This window comes from Pseudoalteromonas sp. McH1-7, from assembly GCF_013366255.1.
Taxonomy (GTDB): Bacteria; Pseudomonadota; Gammaproteobacteria; order Enterobacterales; family Alteromonadaceae; genus Pseudoalteromonas; species Pseudoalteromonas peptidolytica.
In genome coordinates, this window is record NZ_JABWPQ010000037.1 from 1 (window position 1) to 19677 (window position 19677).

General features: G+C 42.1%; 13 protein-coding genes. 5 read left to right on the forward strand and 8 right to left on the reverse strand.

What is annotated here, in order from left to right; all coding sequences use genetic code 11:
• Positions 1-169: 169 nt before the first annotated feature.
• Positions 170-2290 carry an ATP-binding protein gene (locus HUZ36_RS20360; RefSeq protein WP_368659809.1) on the reverse strand — a complete coding sequence of 707 codons (2121 nt, stop codon included), beginning with the start codon at positions 2288-2290 and terminating at the stop codon, positions 170-172.
• Between the two features lie 134 nt (positions 2291-2424).
• A complete protein-coding gene (locus HUZ36_RS20365; RefSeq protein ID WP_176033836.1) occupies positions 2425-3945 on the reverse strand; it encodes a CYTH and CHAD domain-containing protein in 1521 nt (506 codons plus the stop codon).
• A gap of 298 nt (positions 3946-4243) precedes the next feature.
• Between HUZ36_RS20365 and HUZ36_RS20370 the strand changes: the two genes are divergently transcribed.
• The gene (locus HUZ36_RS20370; RefSeq protein WP_225740757.1) at positions 4244-4855 is read left to right on the forward strand and encodes a TIGR04211 family SH3 domain-containing protein; all 612 of its coding nucleotides are present in this window, start codon (positions 4244-4246) and stop codon (positions 4853-4855) included.
• A gap of 145 nt (positions 4856-5000) precedes the next feature.
• Here HUZ36_RS20370 and HUZ36_RS20375 read toward each other — a convergent pair whose 3' ends face one another.
• The 5 genes from HUZ36_RS20375 to HUZ36_RS20395 form a co-directional block, all read right to left on the reverse strand.
• Positions 5001-5660 carry an outer membrane beta-barrel protein gene (locus HUZ36_RS20375; protein WP_176033837.1) on the reverse strand — a complete coding sequence of 220 codons (660 nt, stop codon included), beginning with the start codon at positions 5658-5660 and terminating at the stop codon, positions 5001-5003.
• Positions 5661-5857: 197 nt separating this feature from the next.
• Positions 5858-7288, reverse strand: a complete 1431-nt coding sequence (locus HUZ36_RS20380) for an alanine/glycine:cation symporter family protein (protein WP_176033838.1) — start codon at positions 7286-7288, stop codon at positions 5858-5860.
• A gap of 45 nt (positions 7289-7333) precedes the next feature.
• Positions 7334-8245, reverse strand: a complete 912-nt coding sequence (ctlX, locus tag HUZ36_RS20385; RefSeq protein WP_176033839.1) for a citrulline utilization hydrolase CtlX — start codon at positions 8243-8245, stop codon at positions 7334-7336.
• 84 nt (positions 8246-8329) lie between these two features.
• Complete coding sequence (locus HUZ36_RS20390) at positions 8330-9706, reverse strand: alkaline phosphatase PhoX (RefSeq protein ID WP_176033840.1); 1377 nt, start codon at positions 9704-9706, stop codon at positions 8330-8332.
• 135 nt (positions 9707-9841) lie between these two features.
• Positions 9842-12247 (reverse strand): TonB-dependent receptor, encoded by a 2406-nt coding sequence (locus tag HUZ36_RS20395; protein ID WP_176033841.1) that lies wholly within the window; start codon positions 12245-12247, stop codon positions 9842-9844.
• 66 nt (positions 12248-12313) lie between these two features.
• On the opposite strand from HUZ36_RS20395, the gene HUZ36_RS20400 reads away from it, so the two are divergent.
• From HUZ36_RS20400 to HUZ36_RS20415, 4 genes are all read left to right on the forward strand, one after another.
• Positions 12314-12805: a Fur family transcriptional regulator gene (locus HUZ36_RS20400; RefSeq protein ID WP_147390289.1), complete on the forward strand. Its 492-nt coding sequence runs from the start codon at positions 12314-12316 to the stop codon at positions 12803-12805.
• An 11-nt stretch (positions 12806-12816) separates the two neighbouring features.
• Positions 12817-14151, forward strand: coding sequence for a dihydroorotase (locus HUZ36_RS20405; RefSeq protein WP_176033842.1), 1335 nt, complete (start codon positions 12817-12819; stop codon positions 14149-14151).
• Between the two features lie 285 nt (positions 14152-14436).
• Positions 14437-15357 carry a GTP cyclohydrolase FolE2 gene (folE2, locus tag HUZ36_RS20410; protein ID WP_176033843.1) on the forward strand — a complete coding sequence of 307 codons (921 nt, stop codon included), beginning with the start codon at positions 14437-14439 and terminating at the stop codon, positions 15355-15357.
• Positions 15358-15697: 340 nt separating this feature from the next.
• Positions 15698-17842 carry a M3 family metallopeptidase gene (locus HUZ36_RS20415; RefSeq protein ID WP_176033844.1) on the forward strand — a complete coding sequence of 715 codons (2145 nt, stop codon included), beginning with the start codon at positions 15698-15700 and terminating at the stop codon, positions 17840-17842.
• Between the two features lie 271 nt (positions 17843-18113).
• On the opposite strand, the gene HUZ36_RS20420 is transcribed toward HUZ36_RS20415, so the two are convergent.
• Positions 18114-19646, reverse strand: coding sequence for a M17 family metallopeptidase (locus tag HUZ36_RS20420; protein WP_176033845.1), 1533 nt, complete (start codon positions 19644-19646; stop codon positions 18114-18116).
• Between the last annotated feature and the right edge of the window lie 31 nt (positions 19647-19677).

Genomic DNA, 19677 nt, shown 5'->3' on the forward strand with positions numbered 1-19677 from the left:
AAGCTGCTTTATGTGGCAAGACTTTACTAAATATCGCGATGTAAAATCGCTCCCACATGCAGTGTATAAACTCAGGTAGGAGCCACTTTATGTGGCGAGACTTTACTAAATCGCGATATAAAATCGTTCTTATCTGTACTACCTAGCTCTAGGTAAAGATAGACTAACATTACTCACAAGGTATAATAACACTCACTTTCAGCCCGCCTAATTCGCTGTGCGCTACTGTGATATTGCCACCGTGCAAATCAACCAACTTTTGGCAAATGGATAAACCCAGACCTGAACCACCAAGATCTCGACTACGAGACTTATCACACCGGAACAAGCGCTCAAACAAACGCCCTAAAGCTTCATCGTCCACTCCAGGACTTGAATCTTCAATGACACAGTAGAGTTGCTGATTCCGATAGCCAATATCCACGGAAACTTCACCTGGCTTGTCGGTATAATTTACGCTATTGCGAGCTAAGTTATTAAATACTTGAGCCAGCCTTGTTACATCAATGTCGATTTCCAGATCGTCTGGAAGTTCAATATTGGCGTTAAATTCAAGCCCTTCATCCGTCACAAAATCATCAATATCTTCTACAAAGCCAATAAACGCTTGTTTGGCATTGGCACGCTCTAATGCAAGATTAAGACTGCCAGTATCGGCCTGCGCAAGTTCGTAAATATCTTTGATTAAAGTGTTAAGCGTATCGAGGCGGCGGTTAAGCACTTTGTAGCTCTGCTTTGGGTTTTCCACCAAATTATGTTCCAATGATTCAATATGTAGTTTAAGTACAGTAAGCGGCGTTCTCAATTCGTGGGATATATCAGCAAGCAGTTGCTGTTTTAAATCCAAAGCTTTGTTGAGTAATTGTTTTTCCAGCTCCAGTGCACGACGTTTGTTTCTCGCTAGTAATAAAAACGCACTCAAGAAAATAATTAAAACACCGACTCCGGCTGCCGTAACAATTTGCTGGATGCGCTGCTCGGCAAGCTCAACCTCACGTTGTGTTTTTAGACTCTGTAACTCAAATTGGTTTTTCTGATACTCTGTATCCAATTGATAAGCAAGCGCTTTTTGGCTAGCTTCTTTTTCTAACTGAGAGATCTTGGATTCGGTATATTGCAACTGATAGTTAAGCGCGGATTCAAAGTCACCTTGTGCACTATAAGCGTCTTTTAAGACACGCAATGCGGTTTCTTTGAGGCCAAGATATGCTTCTTCTTCAGCAACGATCTGCTTCATGCTCTCAATAAAAAATTCAGCACGCTCTGGCAACACAATTTGTGCATACGTTGTCATCGTTTCTTGATAAAGAACTTTACTTTGGATAGGGTCGATAAGCTCAAGTGCCTGCTCAACAAATACTTTGGCTTCTGTTTTGTTACCTTCTTTGAGTTTAAGCTCAGCAAGGTTGCTCTTGGCCCAACCTTGATTTCTGGTATGTTTATGAGATTCAAAAATTTCGTAAGCCTTTTCAAACGATGCCTGCGCTTCATCAAAACGCTTAAGTTTGATTTGCTCACGACCGATACGGATCAAGGTATAAGCCGAGTAAACAACAGATCCACTTTCAAGGTCGTAATGATAGGCTGTTTGATAGGCTTGAAGAGACTTCTCGTGATCCCCAATCACCTGATGGGCTCCACCTAGGTTATAGTAAACTTGGGCAAGTAGTGCCGTATTTTGTTGTTGTTGACTTTTCAACACCGCAATTGATTGCTGCAACAATTTAAGTGCTTTATCTGGTAAAGAAAGGTCGGAATAAACGTCAGCTAATTGGGTGATAGACGAAACCTGTAAATCCGCAAACTCATATTTTTTTGCCACTTCAATCGATAACTCATAACTCTCTATAGCATCTTTATAACTACCATTATTTTTGTAAGCACCCGCACGGAACCGATAAGCATGGCATAACAACCGATGCATATTAAGTGCAGATAGCTGAGACACAGCTAAGTCTAAATAGCTAATCGCATCGCTGAACTTCCCCTCTTTGAGCATGAGGTCCCCATAGGTCAACGAGTACTTTGCCTCATATTGTGGCAAATGATACGTAAGCAATATTTGCTTGAAGCGCTCAGCCCAGCGGTGCGCATCCTCTAATTTAAAATCATTTTTTAATGCGACGGTTACTTTATGGTGTACCTCTGCTATTTCTTCAGGCGCAAGAGTCGATTCAAGCACCAAATCAACTTTTTGCAGAGCTTGCTCGCGAGTTTCTTTTTGCTGAAGCTCTTTGATGAAAACTTCATATAAACGTTCATTTGCTTGACTAAATGGTGCTAACAACACACATATCCAAAGCAAAGTTATTTTAATATATGACACCATTTTGCCTTTTTAATTGTCGCTCAAGTCGGTTTAGTTTAAAGGGAGTATGCATGACAGTACACATTAAAAAAAGCGGGTTGCCCCGCTCTTTTTAATCAACACCAATAAGGTTCAGATAGCATTGAAGATTGCCGGCTTTGTTCCATGGCACTCACTAAAAAATCAGATTTTTGTTTTAGCCACACTTGTACTTCTTGTAATGCGTCAGAATTTTGGTTTTGGCAAAGTTGATGCAAATAAGCCAAGGTTTCAAGTTCATAGATGCCATACACCACATCAATCCATGGCGTTCTAAATGCTTTGCGTGCTTCTTTATCGTAAAGTTTGCCTAGGCAATTGCCACTAAGCAGCGTGTTTTCTAGTTTTGCTCTTACTTGTAAGTAATCATATTCTGATAGCGTTTTTTCTTGCGGCAACAGGCTTTTCAACGCTTGCCAATCTTTATCAAAAAGTTGATTAGCAATATCAGTAACTGGCAGCTGCGCTGCGCTCAGTGCCTTTTGATCCCAATTTTTACGCCAAGCTCTATCAACCAACCAGCGCGTCAACGAGAGGATCAACCGGTTATAACGGGTACAATGAAATAAGTCTTCAATGTCTGTCGGTGTTGGCTGTACATCCTGTAAATCGGTGATCACATGAGCTAACTCAGGAAATTGATTTAGCTTTTTATAATAAGCATGACGCTTTGAAGTATAAGTTTTAAGGTGGATGGCATTCTCAACCCAAGCCAACTCTGACAACAACCACTTCAACTCATTGCGAATACTCTCAGTTAAGCTTTTATCCACGATATCATCAAATAGCCAAAACGCATGACGAATAAGTGAAATGCCATCAATGACTCGCTTAAGTGTTTTTAAGCTCGGTTTATTGAAATAACACTGTTCATGCTTTTGTACAAATTGGATCCCGTAGCTTACCGTCGCGATGAGTGCTTGCTCTTGCGTCGCTTGAGATTTAAGAGGGACAAAACCTATAAATTTATTTGGTTTCAGCGGCTTGTCGTCCGCTATTCGATAACCTCTAGCTGCTTTAGAGTATAACCCTAAGCGCATGCCTGCTTGTTTTATCAGGTGATCAGCCAAAAGAAATAAATCCTCTTTATTTCCCTCAATTAATTCTATCTCGAGCTCATTGATTGGCTCAATTTGGCCGTTCGCGGCGATCTCGCCTTTATCTAATACCGCTTCTATCTTAGTACCAGAATCCGTCTCCAATAGCCATGTACGACGAATAAAATTAGTACTGAAGATCGGGAATATATTCTGCGTAATGGATTCCAACTGCATGCCATGAGGCCAAATGTTAGCATCAAAAGCATGTAAGTCTGGACGCCCTGACTGAATAGGTAAGTTATATTCAGGCCGCTGATGTAACCCACCAACAACCTCTCCTGCAAGTTTAATTGTTTGTTCACACTCATCGTTACAACAACGAGTTCTTAAACCAATATCTAGCGCTCGTAATTCACGATTGGGCGTATCAAAGTAAGCATTCGTTAAATTTTTAGCGGGTTTGTTGGTGACCGTTTTTGCAAACTGTGTGAGAAGTGCAGGGATCAGCGGAACTTCATTATCTGAAACCAAGAATTTCAGTTCTATTTCAGTGTCCATTAGGGCAGTGTTTTACCTATTTGTCTACGGGAAGATCAAAATATACAAAGGAAGCCGAGTTTGCAATCTTTTTATCTGATGAAAATCCCGCTAAATATGTGCTAAATCAACAAATAGTTTGGATAAATTCGCTAAATGTCGGGATTTTTGATACGTAAGCTTAGCTCTCACGCTTTAGTAATTTCCAGTATGTAATCAATTATTTCGGCTTATTCAAAATAAACAAAGCCTTGCTATTAAGCTGTGAAATCCCTACTATTTTGTAAACTTTACCACCCTAAGAATAAAAGGCCCACGCATGTTCAACCTTAAGCAATTTATCATTGCGAGCCTGCTCTTAATAAGCTTTACCATTTTTGCTGAAGAGCCTGCCGACACTACCCCAGCAAACCCACCGCAGCCAAATGGCTATATAAGTGACAATCTTTATATTTTCATGCACACAGGTCCAAGTAAAAATTATCGGATTTTAGGCTCTGTGGATGCAGGCACACCAATCACTATACTTAGTGGCGCTGAAGATGGATTTGTCCAAATTAAAGATGACAAGGAAAGAGAAGGCTGGGTAGAGAGTAAGTTCATTACCACTGAGGCCGGACTAAAACAACAGCTTGAGAACCTGAATCAAACGCTGGTTGATACTCAAACAGCGCTCAATGACGCTCAGCAACAACTGCCCATCTTACAACAAAATAATACCAATTTACTTGCCGAAAACGTAGCGTTACAAGAGACCATTTCCGGACTTGAACAGCAACTTCAAGATGAACGCTTGTCACAGCAGCAAAAAGTCCAAAAAGAACAGCACCAGCTGCTGACTTACGGAGGTATCATCGGGATTAGTGGCATCATTATCGGTGTGATCCTGACACTATTTTTATCTCGTAGAAAGCGCTACGATGGCTGGTGATAGCTAATCATCGCTGGGTTTGGGTAATCTCATCATTGAGAAGAGCCCAAACCCGATTACCAAAATAGATGATACAAAACCAATCAATTTGACCAATTTTAAATAGATCCCTGACGCTAATTTCTCAGCGACGAGAATCTGCGGTTTAAAAAGCCCAACCGAGCACTATGGATAATTCGTGTAAATTATGCTCATACTTAACGATGCCCCCATACTCATATTCTTGCGACTCTTTAATATTTATAAGGGCGTATTCTAAACCTGCATAGAGATTGTCTGTAAGTTGATAATTAAATCCTACAGCAGTATAAATATCATTACCACTATCACCTGAGCCGGTATTATCTGGAGAAACTAATTGTGCGGGGAGCACATCTTTGTATTTCCAGTGTGCAATTCCCACTCTTATATTCGCATTAACTTTGTTAGACAACGCTATTTTACCCTTAACTCCAAGTCTTAGAGATTCAGTATCAATAGGCAAGACAACGTTATATGAAGTTGTAAAGGGACCCTCATTACTTCCAGGGATTGTGGTAGACCTATGAACTGTATATTCGGCAGGTGCTTCCCCATGATAGTGTTTAGAGATTTCAAGAGCTAACTGCTCGGTAAGCTCGAAACCCAGTCTAAGTCCAAATGAATCAGACATGGCAGATGACGCGCGCTTACTTCCGTCAAAGTCGTCCTTCGCATAAAGTTCACTATTGGCTTTACCAATAAGTGCTTCTGAGTATACGTTGATCTCAGCTTCTGCATAAATAGGTAAGGATAGTAATACCAATCCAAATAGTTTTATTTTCATTATCACATCAAAATTTACAGATTAAAAAAAGAGCAATATTTAATTTAAAATATTGAAATAAAAAGCGCGCGGCAGTATACACTGAATATAAAAAAATTAAATAGAGTAAATGATAGAAAATATAACAACACTTTTACTTCAAAACTCCTGTGAATAAACTGGGGTAAAAAGCCCTCCATAACCCTTCTTTCAACGTTTTAAGCTGAGTGATTCTCACGACTATTATCCCAAACTCCTGACTCGGTTACTCCTTGTATTTTTACCTTTTTGGTGTCAAATACCGGTGCTTTACCTTTCATACTTTGACTATGGTAATCGGTTGTAACCGCCAAAATAGTAGGCGTAAGGCGGACAATCGCGATGACGTTAACTACGGTCATTAACCCTAGTGCAATGTCAGCTAGATCCCACACTTGCTTAAGTGTCGCAGAGGCGCCCCAAAGCATCATACATAAGTAACACGCGGTATAGATTGAACGACCAACTTTATTATCTAAATGGAATAAATGTAAGTTACTTTCAGCGTAGGCATAATTTGCTACTACGGAAGTAAAAGCAAATAAAGTGATTGCTGCCGCGACAAAATACACGCCCCCTGCGGCAAAGTGGGATGTCATCGCAGATTGTGTTAGGCGTATACCTTCCATCTCACTGCCGATATCGATATCGGCTAAGAGAATTATCACAGCGGTACAGCTACATAGTACGATTGTATCAAAGAAGACCCCTAGCATTTGAATATAACCTTGAGTCACAGGGTGGTTGGGTATCGGTGTCGCACTGGCTGACGCGTGCGGCACACTTCCCGCTCCAGCCTCATTTGAATAAAGGCCGCGCTGAATGCCATTTTTAATGGCTGCACCAAGAGCGCCAGCTCCCGCTTCTTGCAAACCAAAAGCACTGCGCAAAATATCTAACAGCATGCCCGGCACTTGCGAGTAATTTATCACTGTGATGACGATGGCAACGAGCACAAAGACTAATCCCATTACGGGCACCACTTTTTCGGCAAATCGAGCAATCGCTTTAAAGCCACCAAGGATGATTGCACCTGCAAGTACAGTGATCACAATACCCGAGTACCCAGTTGGGATATTAAATGCGTAATTAAGCGCGTCGGTAATGGTGTTCGTTTGCATTGCGCTGAAGGTAAAGCCGTAGCCCAAAAACAAACACAGTGCGAAGCATATGGCCAGTGCCCTACTACCTAGCCCCATTTGGATATAATAGGCAGGGCCTCCTCTAAATTCGCCTTGACTATCACGTACTTTATAGACTTGACCAAGCACACTTTCAGCAAAACCGGTTGCCATCCCCAAAATAGCTATCATCCACATCCAAAATATAGCGCCACTACCGCCAAGAGAAATAGCGACCGCCACACCTGCCAAGTTCCCAGTACCGACCCTTGCGGATAGCCCGGTACATAATGCTTGAAAAGAACTGATATTATCTTTATCGCCTTTGCTACTGCCTTTTAATAGGCTAAACATGTGGCGAAATTTAACCACTTGTATTCCTCGCAAAAGAATAGTGAACCAGAACCCTGCAAATAACAGGATATAAATAAGTATCTGGCCTTCTCCCCATAAGAGCCCATTGATACTCTTAACTGCACTTTCAAACATAGGCGGTTCCTATTTTATTATTATTTGCCATTTATCTAGTATTTTTTAACGGTTATTTAAATGGACTCCAGCAATCATACAACGCACCGAGCCACCTGCGGCTTCAATTGTCGGTATATCAATAGCAACTAGCTTAGCTGACTTTTCAATGGCAGTAATTTGCTCTGGTAATAGCGCCCGATAAGCCGTAGTAGAAAGCGCAAGTATGCGACCGGTGCTCCCTTGCAACTCAATTGCGTTGCCACAAAAATGTTGGATTTGCTCATAAGATAGCTCAATTAGCGTGTGACCGCTTTGCGTTAAACAGGCAACAAGTTTTGTCCGCTGATGTTCAGGCACCATATCTAGACATATCATGGCGAAGTCGGTCGCAACACACATTAAGACATTAGTGTGATAAACCGATACTTGGTTTTTATCATAGGCATTAAATATCTCGGCTTGTAGCCCCAATTGCTGACAAACCTGATTAACTAAATCTGTGTTGGTGCGCTTAGACTTTACCGCATAGGCCACTTTTGTTTGATGGTCGATAACCATTGAGCCGGTGCCTTCAAGGAATATTTCTTCAGCGGTTAGATGACTATAGTCATTGATATTTGTCACCTGATACTGAGCACGTAAAAAATCGATAATGTCGCTGCGCACTTCAAGCCGTCGATTTGGTGCATACATAGGATAAATCGTCAATTGACCATCACTATGAGTCGAAAACCAATTGTTAGGAAATACTGAATCAGGAGTCTTCGTAGAGGTGTCCTCAAATAAGTGCACTTTCACGCCAGCTAATTCTAACGTGTGCACTGCGTTACTGACCTCAACATAAGCTCTATTGTTAGGGTTGTTTTCGCTACAAGCTTGCTGAAAAGCGTTATCTTGCATGGTTTGGGGGTTTGAAGTGAAATGGTGTGGGCGGATCATCACCACCGCTTGAGGTGCTTGGAATATTGTTGTCATACTGCACTCGTTATTTTGGTGTTGTCATATTCCTCACCAGTGTAACCACACCAAAAGATAATTTAAATTGTCCAAACAAGTTAATTATGTACTGGATTCATTGAAGCACTCCCAAGGTCCAACAATCGCTAGTGTCGTAGTTGGTGAGTAGACATTGACAAATAACGTACCTCCATCTGGTGAAAAACAAGCGCCTGCAAGTTCAGTTTGCTTGGTTAATCTAGCAAAATTGTAAAGTTCACCATTTGGTGTCACTCCTCTTAGGTAGTTATTTACAATATCCGAGTACTGATCCTCACACACAATTAAATGACCTTTTGGTGATACAGTGAGATTATCACCAAAGTTATAGAGAGACTGGCTAGTGCTTTCCACAAATAAAGATAGCTTTCCTGGACTGAGATGTTCTTTTTCTGTCCCTTCAAATTCAGATGGCTGATATTTCATCACTTGCCCTAGCTGCTTTTTCCCACCATTGGTGCAGCAGAAATACAGTTCTTTTTCACCCCAATGGATCCCTTCACCTCGAGCAAATAACGCTGCTCCACTTCGATAAGCACGGATCCGTAAATCGTCTTTAGCACTTTGCGGGTCGTCCAAATCTATCCACTCAACGATAAACTCCTGATGAAGTGGCATCGCTTTTTTATTCCAATTTCGACTATCAAATTGCGGGCTTTCTTTCACAACCAACGCTTGTAGTTTCCCGCCTTTGTGAAGCTTTGCTTTTTCGTTTGGAATAAAGCGGTAAAACACACTGTCTCCCCGGTCTTCCGTGAGATAAACAATACCTGTTTTGGGATCAACAGCAGCAGCTTCATGATTAAACCGCCCCATTGCTTTTAGAGGTTGTGGCTTAATTAAACCCTTTGCAGTCGCTGGTACTTCAAAAATATATCCGTGATCTTGTGTAAAACCATCATTTTTAGTTGCAGTTGTTTCTTCACAAGTAAGCCAACTCCCCCAAGGCGTTATTCCACCAGAGCAGTTGCGAATAGTGCCAACCAAGGATAAATATTCTTGTTCTTTTTGACGTGTTTTTAGGTTATAGACAATATGACTTGTGCCACCTGGAAGCGCGATGCCTGAGCCATTTGTATCAAAAGCAAGCTCACTTTTATGTTGGCGAATACTATTATCAGCTTTTGCTAAATCTGTTGGTTTCAATTCATGATTGCGGATCAATGCAACCCGCTCTTCATCTAAAGCAATACAGCCCATACCATCGGCTTTATCTGGTACAGTAAAACCATCGGACATTTCATCCCCAAGGCTTGATACTATTTGATAACTGAAACCTTGGGGCAAATCGAGTAAGCCATTGGGGTCAGTGATCAACGGTCCATACCCAGCTATCATCGTGTTAAAATCTAATAGTGGCACTCTGCCAAATGCGCTTTTAGAAAGGCCAATAAATGCGAGGGTGCCTGCCCCCCTTAAAAACCCTCGACGTGAAACCATAATTTCCCCTGCTGATTGTGAATCGTGTCGGTAATAATCTAGTGCTACACATAGTTAAAATCTATGTTGTTGCATAACTCAGTGACTTATGTACCTGTATGGCTTTAGCTAACAGGTACATAATGATTGAGATTCTTAAAAATAGCCGCGAATACCAAGTGCAAAACTGCGACCCGGACGAGGACCAATATCTTTTAAAAATGAGCTATGTACTCGAGCTTCTGTATCCGTTAGGTTACTTCCCCTAAGATAAATAGAGAGATCTTGATTGAACACCGAAAGATCATAAGAGATGCTAGCATCAACTAGGGTATAACCGTCGGTCGTGGTTTCTTCTGGTGCAATCCGGTCCTGCTCTTGATATCGAGTAATATGGATATGTGCACTGAGGTTATCCGTCTGATAACTAAACTGCGACCCAAAGCGCAGAGGTGGTGTACGAGGTAAATCGCCGCCTTCTTCTAACCTGGCACGCACAAAGTCTGAGAAAACATCAACTTTCAACTCGTCGGTCAATTGCCAAGCAACTTGCGCTTCAAAACCGTGCAAAACCACATCATCTGTCTTGAATAAATAAATAGGTAATTCGGAAGCATGATCGTGCTCATGTTCATGATTATGGTCGTGGTCGTGGTCGTGACTATGGCCATTCTCGGCGTAAAACCCAGTTTCTATTTGATAGTAGTAGTTATCTACTTGGTTGTAAAAAGCATTAAAAATAAAGCCTATATCACCTTGGGTTTTTCGCACTGTAATATCAATATTGTGCGACTTTTCTAGCGCTATACCTTTCTCATCGAGTTCGAAATGACCGTACTCATCCATTTTAAACAAAGCACCAACTTCATAAGTGCTAGTTCCTATGTGCGGACCAAAGGAAAATAACTCCGATGAAGAAGGAGCTCGTTCAGAGTGTGAAACAGATAACCCAAGGTTATAATTTTGCGCAAAGTCCCATACAAGACCCGAAGATAAACTGATAGGAGTAAACTGGTGCTCAACCGCATATATCTTTGTTGCTTCTGAATCGTGACCGATGTGGTCATGCATTTCAGTATCGTGCGAGTGGGCATCAATACTCGGTAAAGGCACATTACTTGCGGTGATCTCCACTTGCTCAATACGACCACCTAACTGCACTAAAAAATCACCAAATCGCCTTTCCTCCATTACTCCTATCGCAAGTGTTTGGGTATCAGATGGCGGCGTAAACGCCTCACTACCTTGAGCTTCAACATCACTGTGTTTGTAATGTAAGCTTACGCCACCAGTCCAAGCGGACAGAGGCTGATGTAGTAAATCAACTTTTAACTCATTGGTATCATTCTTAAATGTTGTTCCAACCATGCCGTGCTCAACTTCAGCATGTTCATACTCTGTAAAACCAGCACGCACATTCACTTTATCAAGCCAACCTTTGTTAAACTTGTACTCGCTTAATAGTTGCACTTTTGTTTGTGTTAAGTCGGCAAAAACCTGCTCTTCAGCCTCATTATGTGCTTCTTCATCACCATGCGTATGTCCCGGAATGCCGTATTTGCGGTTAAATTTCTCAACAGCCACACCGACATAACCTTGATCAAATAAGTAACTTGAGCCAACAGTAAAACCATCAGACTCTTCAGCACTATTTGCTACTTTATAGTGATGTTCATCATTGTCATTCCCTTCACTATGCTCATGAATTTCAGCAGGAACAGGTACTTCGTAATCATTAGATTCTCGCCAGAATGCATCAACATATAAGGCCACAGAACCAATACCCGATGTCGCATTAAACGAGGCTGTATTTTGGTCATCAACAGAATTACTTTCCAGATTCCATTCTCCGCGAGTTGTATTATCGGTTGGAACTCTTGTATCGACGACGTTAACCACTCCTCCAATCGCACCGCTACCATAAAAAAGAGTTGCAGGTCCTCGCAACACCTCGATTTGTTGAGCCGTTGAGGCTTCGGAGGCGACTGAGTGATCAGGACCAACCCTAGATACGTCACTGACATCTAATCCATTTTGCGTCACCAACACTCGCGGGCCACTCAAACCTCGAATAATTGGTGTACTCGCTACTTTGGCGTGAAAATTTGTATTGACGCCAGGCAGTTTTTCTAAGCTATCCCCTAGTGTAGCGGTTTGCTGTCGACGCAATGTTTCACCTGACAAAACACTAACTGGAACTGCCGATTCCATCGCCGACATATGTACAGGGGTAGCAACAATATCTATAACTTCTATTGGAGAACGATTTAACATTAGCATTGCGTTTTTAACGCCACCTTGATCCAGAGTGAGCGCCTTATGCAGGTGAGCAAAACCAGGTGCTCTTACATGGATTTGTTTATTTCCAAGCCCAACGCCCGAAATTTGAAAATGACCATTGTTATCTGTGAGTACGCGAATATCAGTTCCTTCGACCTCAATTGATGCATTTGCAATCCCTTTACCAGCTTTATTGACGACTGTACCTTCTACGGACTTTGCTACAAGGCTTGGTGGTAACAGTGCAGCAACGAGCAAGGATATTGTTGATAGTTTAGACATAACGACTCCAATAAATGTTATATTGTATCAATTATGCTTGATATGTTATATTGTATCAATAGTTGAATGAATTATGTCGTCATTGCCGTGAACAAAACTCAACGAAATTTTATTCTCAAACAGGCTCAAGCAAAATGCCAATCGTTAGGGCTGCGTTTAACTGAAAAACGACAGGGCGTGCTTGAAATATTATTGCAAACAGTCGAGCCGCTATCAGCGTATGAACTTACTGACAAATACAATAAAAGCACCAACTCTCCCATTCTAGCAATGTCCGTGTACCGCATTCTTGAATTCTTAGAATCAGTCAATCTGGCACACCGGATCCATTCTGCAAATAAATATATAGCCTGTAAGAGTCTAGATGGTGCGTGCCATCACCATCTATCCGTGATCTTAGTCTGCAAATCCTGCCATCAAATAGAAGAAATAGATTCTGTTCAAGAGGCTGCCAAGCATCTATTTAAAGCGGTAGAAAGCACTGGATTTTCAGCTGCAAATGCACGCTTAGAGTTGCCTGGCTTATGTAACCTTTGCAAAGCCAAACTTGACAAATAGGTCCCTACAATATGAAAAGCACACTGATAAAAAATGCAATTGTGGTCAACGAGAATCAATCACAAGAATGTGATGTACTTATCGTTGATAACAGAATAAATAAAATTGAAAGTTCAATAACGGCACAGTCAAATGACTATATTGTCGATGCGACAGGTTATTTTCTACTCCCTGGAATGATAGACGACCAAGTACATTTCCGTGAGCCCGGCTTAACACAGAAGGGGAATATAGCCTCAGAATCCAGAGCTGCTGTGGCAGGTGGTATCACCAGCTATATGGAAATGCCAAACGTAAGTCCTGCAACTACAACCATTGAAGCTCTTGAACAGAAATACGCGATTGCGTCTAGAAGCTCGCTGGCAAACTATAGTTTTTACTTAGGGGCAACCGAAGATAATTTAGAACAAATAAAACGTTTAGATGCGAAGAAGTACTGCGGTGTTAAAGTTTTTATGGGGGCATCAACAGGCGATCTACTCGTTGAGCATCCACAAGCTCTCGACGCAATTTTCAGAGAAAGTCCAACCCTAATTGTCACCCACTGTGAAGATGGAAGAGTGATTGAAAAGAATTTATCCATGTGCATCGGACGCAGTGGCAGTTTAACAATTCTAGATCACCCCATCATTCGTGACGTCGAAGCGTGTTATTCATCCTCTTCGTACGCTGTATCTTTAGCGAAACAATATCGTAGCGATTTACATGTACTGCATATCACAACAGAAAAAGAATTGAGCTTATTCCCTTCAGGCGATATTCGCGACAAACATATTACGGCAGAAGCATGTGTTCATCATTTGTGGTTCAGTCAAGAAGATTATGCACTGCAGGGTAACCTAATAAAATGCAACCCAGCGATTAAAGCGAAAAGCGATCGTGATGCTTTGTTAGCAGCAGTGCGTAATAATCAAATAGATATTATTGCTACTGATCACGCGCCTCATACTTGGCAAGAAAAGCAACTCCCCTACCAGCAAGCACCTGCGGGTTTGCCTTTAGTTGAACATGCATTGTTAAGCTTGCTCGACCATGTGCATCATCAGCGTTTATCTATAGAGCAACTCGTTGAGAAGGTGGCACATAATCCAGCGTTAAGGTATCACATTGTAGATAGAGGCTTTATTCGTGAAGGATACTATGCTGACTTAGTGCTCGTGAACCCTCATCAAGAAACGCTCACTTGCCATCAGAAAACACACTATCACTGTGGCTGGACCCCATTCGACGGTCACCGTTTTTCAGCTAAAGTTTTAAAAACTTGGGTGAATGGCAGTCTCGTTTATGACGGCCAACAACCGCTTAATACACCCAAAGCCGCTATGCCACTAATTTTTAATCGCTAGGGCATGTTTACCTTTCAAGTTTGTTTTTGCAGCAGTTTGATTGGTATTTGTACAAGACAGAGCCTGCGTAGCATAGTTATTCTATGTGAGTCAGGCGAGAACACAGTAGAAATGCTAATCAAGCGCTGCCCTTTGGGTTCAGCTGAGTGCGCTTTGTTCATTGTTGCTCAACTTTTGCACAGATTACTAGGCGGCAAGTCGAGCGTCGCGACCAAAACACACTCAGGAGAACAAAAATCAAACAGCAAAGATCAACAGGCCCTAGAAACCTCACCGGAAATGACTATGACAGTATCTTTACCTGATGTTGCCTCTGGGCAGCTTGCAACAACAGCTTTACCGCTAAAGTGGGTCGGTATGGAAAAAATTGCCATACCTTTAGAAGTAGAAATATCAAGCACCTCTTACCAAAGGGTTAACGCTCTTGCAAATATTTTTGTTAGCCTTGATAAACCTGAGGCGAAAGGGATCCATATGTCCCGGTTATACATTCGCTTGAGAGAGATACTAAGTACGACTCCTTTGAATATTAAAACGATTGAAGCGTTATTAAAAGAATCGGTTCAATCTCAGCAAGGATTGAGCAAAGCAGCCAAGCTTGAGTTACAGTTTGAAGTAACCATAGATAAACCAGCATTGTTGAGCGATCAATTCGGCTATCAAAGTTACCCTATCACGCTTAATTGTGAGTATATAAACTCAGAGCTTAGCTATGAGTTGTCACTTACTATTGCCTATTCAAGTACCTGCCCTTGTTCAGCGGCACTTTCTAGACAAGCATTAAGTGAAGAGATCGAAGAACAGTTTTCCCATGAGATGATTTCAAAACACGAACTAATGACGTGGATAACCTCTCTAAAAGGGAGCATTGCCACACCTCATAGCCAGCGTTCTTTCGCTTACGTAACAGTAAAACTAACAGAACGGATGTTACCCCTCATTCCAAACCTTATAAAAGCGCTAGAACAAACCATTGGCACGCCAGTTCAAACTGCGGTAAAACGCGAAGATGAACAGGCATTTGCGAAGCTAAATGCAGAAAATTTAATGTTTTGCGAAGATGCTGCGCGCAGAGTCAAGCAATTTTTAGAAACATGCCCTCAATTTATAGATTACTGGTTTAAGGTAGAGCATCAAGAAAGTTTACATGCTCACAATGCAGTCGTCGTTGATCATAAATTTCCAACACATCAGTTGTGCGGATAATCTCTTGTCTCACTTTAGGCTTGGATACACAAAAAGCTAACCGCTATTTTAGAGTTAGCTTGTCTTATCTGAGAATTTTAGAAGTAGCTCCGCTAGGCGATTGAAGCGGTAATTTCGCCCGCTAGCAAGAGTAAATATACGTATTAGAAGTAGATTTGAACGTAGTCAGAATCAAAGTTAACGGCTAGGAAGGCATTTACTACTCTACGTTTAGGCTACGCAAACAAACGGAACGTAAAACTGAAAATCGTTATAACACCATTATTATGCGATAAGTTGCAATATAAAACACAAGAAGTTGATATATTATAACATAACAAACAATACAAGAAGAATGTTTATGAAAAAGACTGTCATCGCAGCTGCGATTTACTCCACACTGTTTGTCTCAGGTTGCTCTAATTATTCAACTGAGATGACATCTGCCGTCTCTGCAGAAACAGCTTATATAAATCCATTACTCAATGTCAGCACCTTGACCTATCAAACTCCAATGTTTGATAAAATAAAGGATGAGCATTTTATGCCAGCATTTACATTAGGAATGGCAGAACACCTTGAAGAAGTCGAAAGAATAGCAAGCAACCCAGCAACGCCTACGTTTGAAAACACCTTAGTTGCAATGGAAAAAAGTGGTGCACTGCTAAAGCGAACCAGTAGTGTATTTTTTAACTTAATAGGCACAGATAGCTCGGTAAAGCGTCGTCAATTACAAAAAGAACTAGCCCCAATGCTCGCAGAACACCGCGATAACATCAATTTGAACGCCGCATTATTTGGCCGTATAAAGTCGCTTTATGATAATCGTAACTCACTCGAACTGGACTCAGAATCAAAGCGTTTATTGGATGTTTACTACACCAACTTTGTGCGAGCTGGCGCAAAACTAAGTGCTGAAGATAAGGAGAAAATTCGCAAAATCAATGAAGAACATTCATCTCTAACTACCCAGTTTTCACAAAACCTATTAGCAGAAACGTCTGCCATATCAGTGATTGTTGATGATAAAGCCGCATTGGACGGTTTAACAGAAAGACAAATTCTTGCCACTAAACGCGCGGCTGAAGCAGCAGGACATAAAGACAAGTACTTAATAGGTATTACCAACACAACTCGTCAGCCTATTTTAGCGTCTTTAACCAACCGAGCACTTAGGCAACAGATTTGGCAAGCTTCTGCTTATCGTGCTCAGTCAGGTGATAATGACAATACTCAGATTATCATCCGGCTGGCACAGTTAAGGGCTGAAAAAGCAGCGCTGTTAGGGTATAAAAGCTGGGCAGACTACGGCCTAGAAAAGCAAATGGCTGGAAACCCTAAAGCAGTTTACGACATGCTTGGTAGCATGGTGCCGGCCGTTGTTTCCAACGTGGAAAAGGAAGCAGCAGATATTAAAACGCTTATTCAAAGCGAAGGTCACTCGTTCGACATCAAACCTTGGGACTGGGCATACTACGCTGAAAAAGTTCGTCAATCTCGTTATGACCTAGACGAAACAGAAGTGAAAAAGTACTTCGAATTTAATAACGTCTTAGAAAATGGTGTTTTTTATACCATGAATAAGTTGTACGGCGTAAGTTTCAAAGCTCGCCCTGACTTACCTGTATATCATCCAGACGTTAAGGCTTATGAACTATTCGATAACAATGGTGAAAGCCTCGCGATATTCTTTGCCGACTATTTTGCAAGAGAAGGTAAACGTGGTGGAGCTTGGATGAATTCATTTGTAGGGCAATCTGAGTTATTAAACCAAAAGCCTGTGGTTATCAATGTCATGAATATTGCAAAGGCACCTGATGGTGAGCCAACCTTTGTGAGCTACAATGAAGTGACAACTATGTTTCACGAAATGGGACATGGCTTACACGGGATGTTTTCTGACGTAAAATATCCGAGCCTTGCTGGAACCGCTGTTTCTCGTGACTTTGTTGAGTTTCCCTCAACCTTTGAGGAAGACTGGGCTGCACATCCTGAAGTTATCAGTAACTATGCAAAGCATTACCAAACCGGCGAGCCCATCCCAAACACACTGCTTGATAAAGTGATCCGCTCACGAACTTTTAATATGGGCTACGATACCTTGGAGTACATGGCATCTGCGCTCTTAGATATGGAGTGGCATACAATTTCCCCCGAGCATGCTCCCACTGATATCAATGAATTTGAACAAGCGGCACTGGAAAAGCATGGAGTCGCCCTCGATTACGTTCCACCGCGTTATAAATCAGCATTTTTTGCGCACTCTATGGGAGGCGGCTATTCTGCTGGTTACTATGCCTATATGTGGAGTGAAATATTAGCAGCCGACGCCTATGCATACGTGCAAAAGCTCGGTGGCCTTAAACTTGAAAATGGCGAAAAATATCGTAAACATATTTTATCAGTTGGTAACTCAAGACCTGTAATGGACTCTTACAAAGCATTCCGCGGAAAAGAGCCGACGACTGCAGCGCTTTTAAAGCGCAGAGGGCTAGATCCCAAATAGTCTTCTCTTTAATTTGACCCAACCAAAAAGGGAAGCTGCAATGCTTCCCTTTTATCAATCTTATACCAGTTGTATTAAGTAAATGATCTATCTTGAAGCGGGAAAATAGCTTTAGTAGCACCGCTCTCGCGTCCTGCTACCGCTAAGGTACCTATATCCATATAGGCAAGGCAAAAATTTTGCTATTTAGTTGTTCTAAATGAGAAATTTTTAACGAAGCTAATATGCTATTTCACCCTTCAAATTGATTATAGAATTAATTCAATTGGTATTAAATACAATACCTTGCAAATAAGCTTGCTACGGTTGCAGCAGTTGGCTTGCCATGCTGCCAGTCTCCGCCTTCAACACCACTACCTGCAATATCCATATGTACATACGGAATTGGCAACTCGGCGTTACAGCCATGCTTGTCTAAACCACCAACAATTGCCAAAAATGCCATTGGGAATTGGTGACCACGAGCTGTCACGGCCGATGGTGCGTTGTTGCTCGATAGTACATCGTCTGCCAGGGTGCGTGGTTGGACAAAATCATAATCTTCGCGTCGGCTGCGGGACACTTCCGCACAGTCAGCCCACAGGTCACCCATATCTGCAATCTTACGAGATACGTGTGCTGCTCGTGCAGGACCATTCTCAACGTAAGCACTGTAAGGACCCATAGCGCGTGCTGCATGACCTGTCAGTGTTGCAACCGTAAAGATCTCAGGGTTTTTCTCACCCAGAGCTAAGTCTTTTGCCTCGCTGAGCAAGTCGCCCATTGCCAAGCGACCTTCAGCGTCGGTATTACCAATACGAACGCGAACCCCTTCCCTGCTCTCAATGATTTCATCTGGTACGAAACAGTCAGAACCAATCGAGTTACGAACCACGGCAAGGTAAGCAATAACCTTAACGCCTTTTGGCTGATACTTAGCAACCGCTTCCATAAAACCAACCACTGACGCCGCACCACCTTTATCTCGGCTCATGCCTGCCATAAAGCCACCTACTTTAAGGTCGGCACCACCGGTATCGTAAACAAGACCTTTACCAACAAAAATAAGAGTACGCTCAACATCACCTTCAGGCTCGTATGCCATTTTTACAACACGAGGGTGATGGCGTTCAACGGCGTAAGACGCACGCGCCACAGTACTGAGTAAAGGATACTGCTCATCCATAATTTTACGATCAGCGATAACCTCTACGCTTACCGCAGAACCTTGGAACAGCTCAACGCAGTAATCAGCAAAACGTGGCGGTGCCATGCGCTCAGGCTCGGTACCACACAGATCACGCGCAGCATACTGACCAGCCGCGATTGCGCTCAGTTGATCGCAGCTTTGTGCTGATGCTTCAAAAACATAAATCGCCTCGATTGGCTCAATTGCATCACCACGGTACTCACGAGCTTCTAATGGCTGCCATAAACCTTGGCATGCACCTAAAAAGCTTACAGCACGAGCATTTTCGTAACGAGCATCGGCAGGCACATTAACAACAGCAAGCACAGGTTTTACAGCACCTGCTGCTTTTGCTTCTAAAATGCCGGCTTTTGCTGCCTCAAAGAAACGGCGCACATCATCATAATCTCTATCAAGTGGCCCAGTTGGTGCAATCACTAAACGGTTGCCCGGCACTTTGTCTGAAACAAGTAAGCTTGCCTTTTGAGCAATACGTGCATCAACGGCTAAAAATGGCGCCGCAACTTCGTCGAGCTGTGCACTGCCGAGATTTTGGATATCATGAGTAACAACAACGATAGCATCAGCATCGCTTTCAAATAAGGTGTTGCAAGGTAATGCAATTGGAAAAGACATAAAAACGGCCCTTTTCTATATTAGAATTAGG